This is a genomic window from Thalassolituus sp. UBA6592 (genome assembly GCF_002433655.1).
In the GTDB taxonomy this organism is placed as follows: Bacteria; Pseudomonadota; Gammaproteobacteria; order Pseudomonadales; family Oceanobacteraceae; genus Venatoribacter.
The window spans coordinates 1-14,598 of the sequence record NZ_DJIO01000117.1; the positions used below are offsets into that span (position 1 = coordinate 1).

Here is a 14,598-nt window from a genome sequence, read left to right on the forward strand (position 1 = left end):
ATCCGTTTTAAACTGTGGGACAGTAGTGGCTTCGGCGCCTTTTTTATTTCATTTTTACCACACGTTTATTTATCGGCTTTATGGCCGAACGACTGCTGAATTTCCACCAGCCGGTCAAGCACAGACAATATTCTGCTGAATTCGTCTGTGTCCGCCAGCCAGTTAAGAGCCATGGCTCCGGCCTCAATAGTCGACAGACCAAAATCATGGGGAGATGTCCGTATGCGGTAACGGCTTTTTTCCTCTGGCTGCAAGGCGATAAAAGGCAGCTCAGCAAGCCATGGGTTCTGTAATACCAGTTTACGGGTTTTACGCCAGGTACCATCAATGATCAGCAACGCCCGGACGGCATGTCTGTGCTCTGCAATAACGGCATTGCCACTGTTAAACGGATACAGCACCGCCACCTGATCCACTGGTGTATCACCAAACACCTGTTGATAACTGAAATGATCACCCTGCAGCAGCACGGAATCCTGAATACTCAGATTAAGCAGCGGAGCCGTTGACAGCGGATGCTTTGCTTCGGTCGGGTCCTGCCAGATCACCAGCTTCAGCTGATCTTTGGTTACCTGTGCTCCGTCGTTTACCTGTGTTCCGCTTACCCATGCTTTCATAGTCGTAATGGCGGAGCACAGACAAACGGACAACGGCCGCCTGCACACAGTACAGGCTGGTCGTTTGGCCATTTATTTTTTCCCGGCTTTAAGCAACGGTTTCAGGAAATGTCCGGTGTAGGAATCTTTATTCTTAACCACCTCTTCCGGCGTACCTTCAGCGATAATATAACCGCCTTTGGAACCACCTTCCGGTCCAAGATCGACAATCCAGTCTGCGGTTTTAATGACATCCAGATTGTGCTCGATCACCACAATGGTGTTGCCGTGATCGCGCAGACGATGCAATACCGCCAGCAGCTGCTCAATATCGTGGAAGTGCAGACCTGTAGTCGGCTCATCCAGAATGTAGAGCGTCTGACCGGTATCACGCTTGGATAATTCTTTCGCCAGTTTAACCCGCTGTGCTTCACCACCGGACAATGTCGTCGCGGCCTGACCGAGTTTAATGTAGGTCAGGCCCACATCAATCAGCGTCTGTAATTTACGCGCAACCGCCGGAATCGCATCGAAGAATTCACGTGCATCTTCTACCGTCATTTCCAGCACTTCGTGGATATTTTTACCCTTATAACGGATATCCAGCGTTTCGCGGTTATAACGTTTGCCGTGGCAAATATCGCACGGTACATAAATATCGGCGAGGAAGTGCATTTCCACTTTAATAACACCGTCACCCTGACAGGCTTCGCAGCGGCCACCTTTAACGTTAAAGGAAAAACGACCGGCTTTGTAACCGCGGGAACGGGCTTCCTGTGTACCGGCAAACAATTCACGTACCGGGGTAAAAATACCGGTGTAAGTGGCCGGGTTAGAGCGTGGTGTACGGCCAATCGGGCTCTGGTCGATATCGACCACTTTATCCAGCTGCTTCAGACCGGTAATGCTGTCGTACTCTGCCGCTTTCAGCGTAGTGGCACCGTTCAGTGCGGTCGACGCCAGCGGGAACAGAGTGCGGTTAATCAGGGTTGATTTACCGGAACCGGAAACACCGGTCACACAGGTCATCAGCCCCAGAGGAATCGTCAGGTCGACGTTATTCAGGTTATTACCGCGGGCGCCGGTTAAGGTCATCAGTTTATCTTTGTTATACGGCACGCGTTTTTCCGGCACCTGAATGCCACGCTTGCCAGACATAAACTGTCCGGTGATGGAATTTTTGTTGGCAAATACCTGCTTCGGCGTGCCCTGTGCAATCACCTGACCACCGTGAACGCCAGCCCCCGGGCCAATATCAATCAGGTGATCGGCGCTGCGGATCGCATCTTCATCGTGCTCAACCACCAGTACGGTATTGCCCAGATCACGCAGGCGGAACAGGGTTTTCAACAGGCGGTCGTTGTCGCGCTGATGCAGACCAATGGATGGCTCATCGAGGATGTACATCACCCCGACCAGACCAGCACCAATCTGTGAGGCCAGGCGGATACGCTGCGCTTCACCGCCGGATAAGGTATCCGAACTGCGGTTGAGGGTCAGATATTCCAGGCCCACGTTAACCAGAAAGCTCAGACGTTCACGGATTTCCTTGAGGATTTTTTCCGCGATTTCGCCTTTATGGCCATCCAGTTTCAGACTGCTGAAATAGCCGAACGCATCTTCCACCGGCATAGCGGTGCAGGCGTGGATGGTTTTATCGCCAAGAAATACGTTGCGTGCTTCAACGCGCAGACGGGAACCTTCACAGGCCGGACACGGCTGCACACTCAGATATTTGGATAATTCCTCACGCACCATCTGCGAATCGGTTTCGTGATAGCGGCGATCCAGATTCGGCAGTACACCCTCGAACGGATGCTGCTTGATGATCTGATCACCACGGGAATTCACATAACTGAAGTTCACTTCTTCATCGCCACTGCCATTCAGCAGCAGACCGCGTTGCTTGACCGTTAACTTGCTGAATGGTTTGTCGATGCTGAAGCCATAATGCTCGGCCACGGAGCTGAGCATCTGGAAATAATAAATACTGCGCCGGTCCCAGCCACGGATAGCCCCTTCAGCAATGGTCAGCGACGGGTCCTGAACCACTAGTTCCGGATCGAAATATTGCTTAACCCCCAGGCCATCACAGCTTTGACAGGCACCGGCCGGGTTGTTAAAAGAAAACAGGCGCGGTTCGAGTTCCGACAGGCTGTAACCACAGTGCGGACAAGAAAACTGCGAAGAAAACAGCAGCCGCTCAGCTTTGTCGTCATCCATATCGGCGACCAGCGCCAGACCACCGCTCAGTTCGATGCAGGTTTCCAGTGATTCAGACAGACGCTGTTCAATGCCTTCTTTGATTTTAAAGCGATCCACCACCACTTCGACGGTGTGCTTGCGGCGCTTATCCAGATCCGGCGTATCATCCAGATCACACACCAGACCATCCACCCGCACGCGGATAAACCCCTGGGCGCGCAGACTTTCAAAAACATGCAGATGTTCACCCTTACGGTCACGGATCACCGGCGCCAGAATCATCATTTTCGCGCCTTCCGGCTGCGTCATGATGGCGTCGACCATCTGGCTGATGGTCTGGGCTTCCAGTGCAACATCGTGATCCGGACAACGTGGCGTACCGACGCGGGCAAACAGCAGACGCAGGTAGTCGTAAATCTCGGTTACGGTTCCCACAGTAGAACGCGGGTTATGAGAGGTCGACTTCTGCTCAATCGAGATCGCCGGTGACAGACCTTCGATCAGATCCACATCCGGCTTTTCCATCATCGACAGGAACTGCCGCGCGTAAGTGGAGAGCGATTCAACATAGCGCCGCTGGCCTTCGGCGTACAAAGTGTCAAATGCGAGGGAAGATTTGCCGGAACCACTCAATCCAGTGATGACGACCAGTTTGTCACGGGGAATATCAATATCGATGTTCTTGAGGTTGTGCGTGCGCGCCCCGCGGACGTGAATCGTGTCCATAGTTGACTCTTCGTTCCGAAACAAAAGCCACTATTGTAATTCATGCGCGGGACGCTTACAGCCGATTATTCAACCGGTTCCTGCAACAACTCTTCCATATACTCTTTTGCCCAGTTCACCGCCTGAATACGGTTAGCGGCCCCAATCTTTTTGAACAGATTGTAAATGTGGGTCTTCACCGTATGCATACTGACGCTGAGTTTCTCGGCAATTTCGATATTGGTAGCGCCGGTGGCAGTCAGACGCAGAATCTGCTTTTCGCGGCGGGTAAGCTGAGTGGTCGTAGTGGGCATTTTGCGTGGCTTGTGGCGGGTTTTTTCAAGGTACTTACCGATCAGCTCACGCGGTAACCAGTACTCCCCTTCAAACAAGCCGATGATGCCTTTGCTCAGCTGCTGCTGGGAGGTATCACGATAAAACAGCCCGTTCACCATGGGCCAGGCAATAAAGCGCTCCGCCGGATGACCTTTGATCACGTTAAACAGGGCCACTTTAATATCCATATCCTGCTCGTGGATTTCATCAAGCAGATCGTGCAGCTTATCCGGACGCGCGCAATCCGCATCGATCAAAGCAAGAGTTCCGGTGGAGGAAAGGCTCCATTCCGGTTGCCATTCCGGTACATTGACCAGCTGACAATCAACGTTAGTACGCTGATGAATGTAACCAATAAGAATTGAATTCTGAAGATTCTGATGGCCAAACAATATGACCCGCTTACCTGGCAAACCAACCTGGCGATCCATAACATAGCTCCTTTATGTTTACCCGGAATTTTGGGCGTACTCGCCGGTCTTCCCCAACCGACGAATTGAGTGTACGCAATCCCGGTGAAAATACCAATTCAGTATCGGTCATTTACGGTCCGTTTTTACTGTAGAAACGACCTGTTATGACTCTTTTTCCTAGTATTCCAGAAGCGAATAAAAACTGCGGAACTAAGCATTTTTTATGTCATCCGACTACCCGCCTAAGGTGAAAATATAATACTCCCGTGCCAGTGTGGCGTCTGTCCTCTCAGGAGACACCCCGATAACTGGTATATCAGAGCTGATAACCGGAGGCCAAAGCTGTTAAACTTGCGCTCCTTTTCTGTTCAGTTACCAGTTACACCATGTCCACCTCGTCATCCCGGGTTAGCGCCCCTGCCAACGATGCCCGTACTCAGGCCGCATTTTCCGCTGTAGAGAAACGCGCCGTTATTTCTCTGGCCTCCTTATATGCTCTGCGTATGCTCGGCCTGTTTATGGTCTTGCCGGTGATGATGCTGGAAGGCAGTAAGCTTGAAGGTGCCACACCCCAGCTGCTGGGTCTGGCCATGGGTGTCTACGGACTGACCCAGGCACTGTTGCAGATTCCGGCCGGTACTCTGTCCGACCGCATTGGCCGTAAGCCCATTATTGTTGGCGGCCTGATCATTTTTGCCCTGGGCAGTTTTATTGCCGCCAGCGCTGACAGTGTCTGGGGCGTGATTGCCGGCCGCGCCCTGCAGGGTGGTGGCGCCATTGCCAGTGCCATTATGGCGCTGGTAACTGACCTCACCCGCGAAGATAACCGCATGAAGGCCATGGCCTCCATCGGTGCCAGTATCGGCCTGTCATTTTCTGTTGCTCTGGTGCTCGGCCCATGGCTGGTCAGCCTGGGTGGTCTCAGCCTGATCTTTGCCGCGACCGGAGTGCTCGCCATTGGTGGCGTGCTGGTCACCCTGTTTGTGATCCCGACCCCGCCGCCCAAAGCCCACCGTGACGCCACTGCGGTATGGGAAGAAGTCTTTAAACAGATCAAAAACCCTCACCTTTGGCCGCTTAACGTGGGGATCTTTCTGCTGCACGCGCTGATGGTGGCCATTTTTGTTGGCATACCAAAACATCTGCTGGAAGCGGGTTTACCGGCGGAACACCACAGCTGGCTGTATCTGCCGGTTCTGGCCATCGCCTTTGTCCTGATGGTGCCTTTTATCATCGTGGCGGAAAAGAAACGCAAAATGAAAAGCGTGGTGATCACAGGTGCTGTGGTCATCGCCATTGGCCTGTTCGGTATGGCCTTCGCCTCTGAACTCTGGCATTGGGTTGTGCTGATGCTGGTTTACTTCTGGGGTTTCAATCTGATGGAAGCCAGCCTGCCGTCCTGGCTGAGCAAGGTTGCACCTGCCGGAGCCAAAGGCAGTGCCATGGGAATCTACTCCAGCATGCAGTTCCTCGGCGCCTTCTGTGGCGGCGGAATGGGTGGCTGGGTGCTCGGTCACTATGGCAGTTCTGCACTATTTGTCGGACTGGGGGCATTAGTGATACTTTGGGCGCTGGTCTTATCCCGCACCTCCGCCCCCCGCCATCTGACCAGCGTACGTCTGGCAGTAACCGGCGACTGCAGTGACCTTCAGCTGTCACAATTACTGGCTCTGAAGGGGGTTTCAGAAGTCAGTCTGCAGGCCAGCGAAGGCGCCATTTATCTGAAAGTCAGTGCCACGGATTTCGATCAGGAAGAAGCACTGAACATAATACAATCTACAGGAGAAGAGCATGGGTCGCAGCGTTAACAAAGTGACACTCATTGGTACTCTGGGTCGTGACCCCGAAGTTCGCTATATGCCGAACGGCAATGCCGTTGCCAACCTGACCATGGCAACCGACGAAAGCTACAACGACCGTCAGACCGGTCAGAAAGTTGAGCAAACCGAATGGCACCGCATTGTGGTGTACGGCAAGCTGGCTGAAATCGTTCAGCAATACCTGAAGAAAGGCTCCAAAGCCTACTTTGAAGGCCGCCTGAAAACCCGTGAATGGGAAAAAGACGGCGTCAAACGCTACACCACTGAAATCGTTGCCAACGACATGATGATGCTCGACGGCCGTGGCGCCAACGACAACATGAGCGGCTACCAACAGCCATCACAGATGATGAATGGTCCACAGGGTGGTATGAATGGCAGTATGAACAATGGTATGGGCGGCGGCCAGCCTCAGGGCGGTTACGCCCAACCGCAGCAGCCAGCACAGCAACAGCAACCACCACAGCAGCGCCCCGCGCCTCAGCAGGCACCACAACAGGCGCCGCAGCAACCAGGTGGCTATCAGCAGGCTCCGCAACAGCCAGCCCGTCAGCCCCAGCCTAATCAGGGTTATCCGGGTGGCGGCTACCAGCAGGCTCCGCAACAGGCGCCGGCACCACAGCCAAGCAACAGCTTTGACGATTTCGACGACGATATCCCGTTCTGAGAAACGTCTGCCAGCTATAAAAAAGAGCCGCTTCAGCGGCTCTTTTTTTGGCTCAGATTTTTAATCTCAGGCAGCGGAATCTGACGTATGCCCGGCATTCACTGCCCGCTCAGTTTTACCGCCGGCCCGATACAGACGCCAGACCACCACAAGCGTCGACAGCATCAGCACGGCTGCCACCAGTGATACCACCTGAGTCGCCAGATCAAACGCTGATCCGGCAGCGTCCGCCAGCAACTGACCCTGCGCTTCAGGCAGGCTGCGCGCCATCGCCATCGCCGCATCAATGCTGCCGTTCGCAGCTGCCGGCAACACCACACCGGCCGGAGCAGAGAAAGTATTCATATAAACTGTGGTCATCAGGCCACCCAGTAAAGCAATGCCAAGTACTGCGCCGATTTCATAACTGACTTCCTCCAGTGACGCCGCCATACCAGCCTTTTCTGCCGGTGCGCTGTACATCACGTCTGTTGAAGCCAGGGTCATGGCCACGCCATCGCCCAGCCCCAGCAAAGCCAGCATCACCATCAGAAACCACACCGGCAGCTCTGCCGACAGAGCAATCCCCAATGCCGCAAAAGCGCCCAGACCAAGTGCAATATACAGAGTACGGCGATAGCCAAGACGCGGGGCGACGACACCGGCCACCAGGCCAGCCACTAACCCCGCCAGCGGCAATGGCAGAATATGCAGCCCGGCTTGCAGAGGCGTGAAGTTGTCCACCAGCTGCAGACGCTGAGTAATCACCAGTTCAATGCCTACCATGCCAGCCATAGCCACCAGAGCAATAATAAAGCCGTTACTGAAGCGCGGGTTATTGAACAGACGGAAGTCGATCATGGGTTCCGTCTGACGTAACTGGCGGCGGATAAAAAACACCAGCAGCAGCAGGCCTGGCACGCCCGTCAGCAACGCCAGCCAATAGGATGGCGCAACGCCAAACACTTCTTTCACGGCAAAAATCACCAGTACCAGACCGGCCAGAATTTCTGCGGAGGCGGGTAAATCGAAGGTGCGGCGGCGATCGCCGTCCTGCTGCGGCACATAACGCAGCGTCAGCACCAGTGCCGCCAGCACCACCGGAACATTAATGAGAAACACCGCCCCCCACCAGAAGTACTCAAGAATCACACCGCCAATCACCGGGCCAATAGCCATCCCGCCACCGGATACCGAGGCCCACAGCCCGATGGCCATGGTGCGTTCTTTTTCATCGGTGAAACTCTGACGGATCAGCGCCAGAGTTGCGGGCATCATCATCGCCGCGCCAACCGCCAGCCCCACCCGGGCAGCAATCAGCGTGGCAGCTGTGGGAGCAAAGGCTGCCAGCAACGAGCTGACACCAAATACCAGCAATCCCAGTAAGAACAACCGGCGATGACCATAACGGTCACCAAGAATACCCATCGGCAACAGCAGACCCGCAGCCACCAGCTGGTAAGCATTAATAATCCACAGTTTCTGCTCCGGACTGGCGTCCAGATCCAGAGTCAGTGCCGGCAGTGCCGTATAAAGCACCGTAATATCAACCACAATCAGCAGCAATGCGCTGGAAACGATGGCCAGAATCAGCCAGCGTCGTGCGAACAGCATAAAATTAACCTTCCCGGCTCCGTCATGTGTCAGCAACATTCGTGCGTTGACGGTGACGGGCCTTATAATTTACTTTTACGAACACCGACAATATAAATACATACGTATTTATTTAAAAGAGAAAAGTATGGGCCGACGCAAAATTATTGACCGCAATGTTCTGTTAGACATAGCCGAGAAGATCGTTGGTGAGCAGGGCGCCAAAGCACTGACCATTGACGCACTGGCCAAAGCGGCAGGTATCACCAAAGGTGGCGTGCAATACAGCTTCCGCAACAAAGAGGCCCTGCTGGATGCCATCTTTGAGCGTTGGGACCAGCAGTACAACAGCCTTTACCGCTCCATTGCCGGCGACAGCCCGGATGCCCTGGGCAAAGTGGCAGGCCATGTTCAGGCCACCCGCCAGGCCGACGAAAGTGCCAACGCCCGCGCCGCCAGCCTGATGATGGCGCTGCTGGAAAACCCCAAGCAGATGGCGGTCAACCGTGTCTGGTACCGGGACATTATTGCCGGTCTGGATCTCAGTGATCCTCAGGCACGCCGGATGCGGCTGGCCTTTCTGGCTTCAGAAGGCGCGTTTCTGCTGCGCAGCCTGGGGCTGCTCGATATCGATGACAACGAATGGCAGGACATGATGGGCGATGTCACCCGGCTGCTGCAGCCTGACGGCAAAGATGAGCAGCCGGATTAGGCCGCTCCTCATTCTTGTTTCTGAGTAAACCTGCGGCAGTAACAAATCTCCTCTGAATTTCCCGGCACCCGCCACAGTTCCGGCTATGGTTAAAAAAACAACAATGTGGACTTTCCCGGAATCCCCCGCCGGGAAACCGGGAAATTTATGCTGCGTAAAACTTCAATTAAACTGCGCCTGATTGCCATTCTGGCGATTCCCCTGCTCGCCCTGCTGCTGTCATCCGGTTTGTTACTGAACCGCATGATTGCACTGCACGACGATCTCGACAGCCTCTATGAACACCGGGTTCATCCACTGCAGCAGCTGAAAAACACCTCTGACGCCTACACCGTGACCACCCTTGAGCTGCTGCATAAGTACCGCGGCAATCTGATAGATCAGGAGCAGCTTATCAGCGCTGTCAGTGCTGCCATTGCATTGGGCGATAAGAACTGGGCGCTTTATCTCAAGAGCAGGCACACGGAGGAAGAACGCAGCCTCATCGACAAAGCAGAGAAACTCCGGAGCAGCCTTAATACTTTCATCAGCAAAGAGATTGCTCTTACGTCCACCGGTCAACTGAAAACTATGAGCAACGAAGTATTCTCGAAAACCCTGTACGATAATTTCGACCCCATGATTCAGGCTCTGCGGAAACTTATGAAAACCCAGCTGACCGTGGCCGGAGAATTTGTTGCCCGTAACGACGCAGAATTTGAGTCTCTCATGAGCCAGCTGAGCGGTTTACTGATCACTCTGGTCATTACCCTGATCGCCCTGGGTTTCGCTATTTACCGCTCAGTTATCCGCCCGCTGCGCAACCTGCGCATCGCCCTGATTACCATCTCAGATCAGGCCGACCTGGCGCACAGAGTGGATATTTCCGGCCGTGATGAAATTACTCAGATGAGTCTGGCTTTAGACGGTATGCTGGAAAGTTTCCGTTCAACACTGGAGCGGGTCGCCACAGCGTCGAACAAAACCAACAGTGCGGTCACCGACCTGAAAGCCAGTAACAGGCAGGTGTGCCACTCCATTAATGAACAGGAAGAGCACCTGTCGGCCGTGGCAACAGCGATTAATGAAATGAGCAGCAGCATCAGTGAAGTGGCAAGTAATGCAGCTCAGACTTCGTCCTATGCCTGTGATGCCAACACCATGGCGACAGACGGACAGAGCAAAGTTCAGGATAACCTGACGGCGATTGAAACCCTGTCAGAATCCATGCAGCGCACTTCCTCGGTCATTCATCAGGTGCACAAAGAATCCGACGGCATCAGTACCGTACTGACCGTTATCCGTTCGATTGCCGAGCAAACCAATCTGCTGGCACTGAACGCTGCCATTGAAGCCGCCCGCGCCGGTGAATCTGGCCGCGGTTTTGCCGTGGTCGCTGACGAAGTGCGTACCCTGGCGAGTAACACTCAGGATGCGACAAAATCCATTGCCACCATGATAGATACGCTGCAGTCCTCAACATCCGCTGCGGTCAGCAGCATGGAAGACGCCAGTGGTCTGGCAGAAGCCAGTCTGGGCTATGCGCGCAGCGCCGGTGAAGTACTGGATAACATTGCCGCTACGGTGCAGCAGATCAGCGATATGAACATGCAGGTGTCTACCGCCACAGAAGAACAGGCGTCTGTCGCCGGGGAAATTCAGAACAATCTGAATAAGTTCCACATGAACCTGAGTATGATCGCCGAAGTTATCCGGATGAATAATGAGTCCTCGGCGGCGATTTCCGAGCAGACCATTGACCTCAGCGCTCAGCTGGCGAAATTCAAAGTCTGACGGCTCAGCATTTAACAATCCGGAGTTTCAGGATTTACAACAGAAGTCCGTCAAACAGCTCCACAGTCACCGTCTCGCCACTTTCCACCCGGCCGCGCTGCTGCTCCAGAACGATGTAGCAGTTGGCCTGACTGAGTGAACTCAGCACCGCCGAACTCTGATTCCCCGCAGCACGCACCTGCAGCTGGCCATCGCTGTCGTATGAACAAATTCCGCGCTGAAAGTCGGTTCGTCCCGGACGCTTACGTAATACCTCCGCGGCCCTGGCCGTTAAACGCTGAGCCATCACCTGCTGTTCTCCGGCCAGGCGGCGTAACATAGGCGTTGCCAATTGATGCATAGTCACCATGGCTGATACCGGATTGCCCGGCAGACCAATAAACAGGCTATTGGGCAAATGCCCGCAGGCGAAAGGTTTGCCCGGTTTAATGGCCAGTCGCCAGAAATCAATGCGCCCCAGGGATTCCAGCACGTCTTTGGTGTAATCCGCCTCACCAACTGACACGCCACCTGTGGTCATCACCACATCGGCCGCGCTGTCTGCCTGCTCAAACGCTGCGCGCAGGGCACTGGCGGAATCTTCAACAATGCCGAAGTCCACCACCTCACAGCCCAGCCGGCGCAGCATAGTGCCAACGGTAAAGCTGTTGCTCTGATAAATCTGGCCAGTCGCCAATGGCTGCCCCGGTGCAACCAGCTCATCGCCGGTTGCCATCAAGGCGACTTTAATACGCGGTTTAACGCTGACCTGAGCGATGCCAATACTGGCCAGCAGGCCAAGATCAGCCGGGCGCAGACGTCGGCCAGAGGCAAGAATCTGCTGCCCGCTACGAATATCCTCACCGCACAGGCGGACGTTATCCCCCTGCTCTGCTGGATGCGGAAAGCGGATCAGACCTTCACCCGCGACTTCCGTATTTTCCTGCATCACCACGGTATCAGCGCCGTCAGGCATCACCGCCCCGGTCATAATGCGGATGCATTCCCCGGCCTTCATCTGCCCAATAAAAGGATGGCCAGCCATGCTTTTTCCAGCCAGTTTCAGCGTATCCCCGGCAGCCAGATCCGCAGCGCGTACGGCGTAACCATCCATCGCTGAATTATCTGCCGGTGGCACATTGAGCGAGCTGTGTATGTCTTCCGCCAGAACCCGGCCATCGGCATCCGCCAGTGCAATCGTCGCGCTGCCGGGTTTGGGCTGAACAAAATTCAGCAGACTCTCAAGGGCCTGATCGACGGGCGCTAAACCGGGTGAATCACAGGTAATCATTCAGCCAACCTTCGCACTGACGTTAAATTCTGCATCGGCAGACAGTGCCAGCGACAGGATCAGGTCATCACCGCTTTCCAGTGGGCCGACGCCTGCCGGTGTGCCGGTCATGATGATGTCACCCGGATTCAGGGTAAAAATCCGGCTCATATGAGCAATCAGCGGAATCAACGGAAACAGCATGTCGGCGCTGTTGCCCTGCTGTTGAATGCGGCCGTTACGCTCCAGCTTCAGATCAATATTGCCCCAGTCGATGACTTTACTGGCGGCCATAAAGGGAGTCAGCGGGCAGGCGCCGTCAAAGCCTTTAGCCACTTCCCATGGATGTCCTTTCTCTTTCAGTTTTGACTGCAGATCACGCAACGTCAGATCCAGACCAAGGCCAACACCGGCCAGTGCCGCAGCCACGTCAGCCTCATCAGCATTGCTCAGGCGGTCACCGATCAGAACGGCGATTTCCAGTTCGTGATGCACAGAACCCTGCCCTTCTGGCAGCGTAAAGGACGGAGCCACATTCACCGCGGCGTCTGCCGGTTTAATAAACAGGATAGGTGCAGACGGCACCGGATTATTCAGTTCTTTGGCGTGCTCGGCATAGTTACGCCCAACACAGACAATTTTACCGGTAGTATGAGGAAAGGACTGATTTTCCAGGTTCGCATAAAACATAAAAGACGGCCTGCTCTTAGTTGAGTAAGCCGTTACTTTACCGCAAAGCAGAACAGAAAATCAGGTCAGCAGACGGATGGAGACAGGCGACTTTTTGCTTATAGGCAGCGATAGTCTGCACTGCCCGTAAATAAAATGCCGCAATTACGAGGCGTGACGGGAATGGCGGATAAGCTCAGCCAGCTCACGATCAACGGCAGATGGGTCTGGCATATTCAGTTCCAGCAATCGACGCAATGTGGTCATGCTGTCGAGGTCCATGGAGTCACAGGCGCAGCCGACCACGTCTTCATCAATATGCACCAGCGAGCAGTTCATGGTGATAACCTGATCATCGGATAATTCCAGAGTAACCACCAGCTGCTGTTCCAGCCGCCAGTTCACCCGTTCGGGACGCACCAGCAGCAAACCGCGCAGGCTGATGTCCATGCAATGGGTCTCCAGCACGTCACCTTCGGTGGCGACCTTCACCCGGCGCAGAAAATGCACCCGTTCAAACTGACGCTTATCCATAGTTTTCCTCAGTGGAATCACCATAAAACAAATAATACCCTTGTTGATACCCTATTAGTTTTAGTAGTAATTGCTGATAACGCAAACCGGCTGCCGGTGCACAACGTGACCTTTATGCCAACAGAGACAGGCTTTTCAGAGACGAGTTTTTATTGCGAGCTGAGAGAATGGAATGCAGCAAAGCAAGGTGAACAGATAAGAAAGGATGACGCGGGAAAACTCCCGCGTCAGTGCGCCGGATCAGGCCAGACGCTTGTACTTCATACGCTTAGGTGCAGCATCGGCACCCAGACGTTTTTTGCGGTCTTCTTCGTATTCGGTGTAGTTACCTTCAAAGAAAGTCACTTTCGAATCACCTTCGTATGCCAGGATATGCGTAGCAATACGGTCCAGGAACCAGCGGTCGTGGGATACCACCATCACTGCACCCGGGAAAGCATCCACCGCTTCTTCCAGTGCACGCAGGGTTTCTACGTCGAGGTCGTTGGACGGTTCGTCCAGCAGCAGTACGTTAGCGCCCTGCTTCAGGGTATAAGCCAGTTGCAGACGGCCACGTTCACCACCGGATAATTCACCCACGCGTTTCTGCTGATCACCGCCTTTGAAGTTAAAGCGGCCGATATACGAACGGCTTGGGTAATCCTTACCGTTAATATTGATCATATCCAGACCGTCGGAAATCGCTTCCCACACGGTTTTCTTGTCATCCAGCTCATCGCGCAGCTGTTCAACGAAGGCCAGTTTAACGGTTTCACCGGTAATTACTTCGCCGGAATCCGGCGTTTCCTGACCGGCAATCATGCGGAACAGGGTGGATTTACCCGCACCGTTACCACCGATAATACCGACGATAGCACCCGGCGGTACGGTGAAGCTCAGATCATCAATCAGCATGCGGTCACCGAAGGATTTGCTGACGTTATGGAATTCAATAACCTTGTCACCCAGACGCGGACCAGGCGGAATATAAATTTCGTTGGTTTCGTTACGGGTCTGGAATTCACGGGAATTCATTTCTTCAAAACGGGCCAGACGGGCTTTGGATTTGGACTGACGTCCTTTGGCACCTTTACGTACCCATTCCAGCTCGTGCTTGATGGCTTTGGCGTGAGCGTCTTCAGACTTCTGTTCCTGCTCCAGACGCTGTTCTTTCGCTTCCAGCCAGGTGGTGTAGTTACCCTGATACGGAATACCGTGACCACGGTCCAGCTCCAGAATCCACTCCGCACAGTTATCAAGGAAATAACGGTCGTGGGTGATCGCCACCACAGTGCCCGGATATTCTTCGAGGAATTTTTCCAGCCAGCCAACGGATTCAGCATCCAGGTGGTTGGTTGGTTCGTCGAG

At 54.2% G+C, this 14,598-nt stretch carries 12 protein-coding genes; 4 read left to right on the plus strand and 8 right to left on the minus strand.

Annotated features, from left to right (window positions below; genetic code table 11):
• Positions 1-65: 65 nt before the first annotated feature.
• The 3 genes from B2Z72_RS11135 to B2Z72_RS11145 form a co-directional block, all read right to left on the minus strand.
• Positions 66-689, minus strand: a complete 624-nt coding sequence (locus B2Z72_RS11135) for a tRNA-uridine aminocarboxypropyltransferase (protein WP_296982605.1) — start codon at positions 687-689, stop codon at positions 66-68.
• A complete protein-coding gene (gene uvrA / locus B2Z72_RS11140; protein WP_297004819.1) occupies positions 690-3,527 on the minus strand; it encodes an excinuclease ABC subunit UvrA in 2,838 nt (945 codons plus the stop codon).
• 65 nt (positions 3,528-3,592) lie between these two features.
• Positions 3,593-4,273, minus strand: coding sequence for a LuxR C-terminal-related transcriptional regulator (locus B2Z72_RS11145; protein ID WP_296982603.1), 681 nt, complete (start codon positions 4,271-4,273; stop codon positions 3,593-3,595).
• A gap of 368 nt (positions 4,274-4,641) precedes the next feature.
• Here B2Z72_RS11145 and B2Z72_RS11150 point away from each other — a divergent pair, with 368 nt between their 5' ends.
• Positions 4,642-6,063 (plus strand): MFS transporter, encoded by a 1,422-nt coding sequence (locus B2Z72_RS11150; protein WP_296982602.1) that lies wholly within the window; start codon positions 4,642-4,644, stop codon positions 6,061-6,063.
• Positions 6,047-6,742 carry a single-stranded DNA-binding protein gene (ssb, locus tag B2Z72_RS11155; protein ID WP_296982601.1) on the plus strand — a complete coding sequence of 232 codons (696 nt, stop codon included), beginning with the start codon at positions 6,047-6,049 and terminating at the stop codon, positions 6,740-6,742. Before B2Z72_RS11150 ends, ssb begins: the two co-directional genes overlap by 17 nt.
• 66 nt (positions 6,743-6,808) lie before the next feature.
• Here the strand turns inward: ssb and B2Z72_RS11160 are convergent, their stop codons facing one another.
• Positions 6,809-8,335, minus strand: a complete 1,527-nt coding sequence (locus B2Z72_RS11160; protein WP_297004823.1) for an MFS transporter — start codon at positions 8,333-8,335, stop codon at positions 6,809-6,811.
• Between the two features lie 127 nt (positions 8,336-8,462).
• Here B2Z72_RS11160 and B2Z72_RS11165 point away from each other — a divergent pair, with 127 nt between their 5' ends.
• Positions 8,463-9,026, plus strand: coding sequence for a TetR/AcrR family transcriptional regulator (locus B2Z72_RS11165; RefSeq protein WP_296982598.1), 564 nt, complete (start codon positions 8,463-8,465; stop codon positions 9,024-9,026).
• Positions 9,027-9,173: 147 nt separating this feature from the next.
• A complete protein-coding gene (locus B2Z72_RS11170) occupies positions 9,174-10,799 on the plus strand; it encodes a methyl-accepting chemotaxis protein (protein WP_296982597.1) in 1,626 nt (541 codons plus the stop codon).
• 34 nt (positions 10,800-10,833) lie between these two features.
• On the opposite strand, the gene moeA is transcribed toward B2Z72_RS11170, so the two are convergent.
• The 4 genes from moeA to ettA form a co-directional block, all read right to left on the minus strand.
• Positions 10,834-12,069, minus strand: a complete 1,236-nt coding sequence (gene moeA / locus B2Z72_RS11175; protein ID WP_296982596.1) for a molybdopterin molybdotransferase MoeA — start codon at positions 12,067-12,069, stop codon at positions 10,834-10,836.
• Entirely contained in the window at positions 12,070-12,738 is a 669-nt protein-coding gene (locus tag B2Z72_RS11180) for a fumarylacetoacetate hydrolase family protein (protein WP_296982595.1), read from the minus strand.
• A 144-nt stretch (positions 12,739-12,882) separates the two neighbouring features.
• A complete protein-coding gene (locus tag B2Z72_RS11185; protein WP_296982594.1) occupies positions 12,883-13,251 on the minus strand; it encodes a PilZ domain-containing protein in 369 nt (122 codons plus the stop codon).
• 240 nt (positions 13,252-13,491) lie between these two features.
• Positions 13,492-14,598: energy-dependent translational throttle protein EttA (gene ettA, locus B2Z72_RS11190; RefSeq protein ID WP_297004826.1), on the minus strand; the 1,107-nt coding region annotated here is incomplete at its 5' end.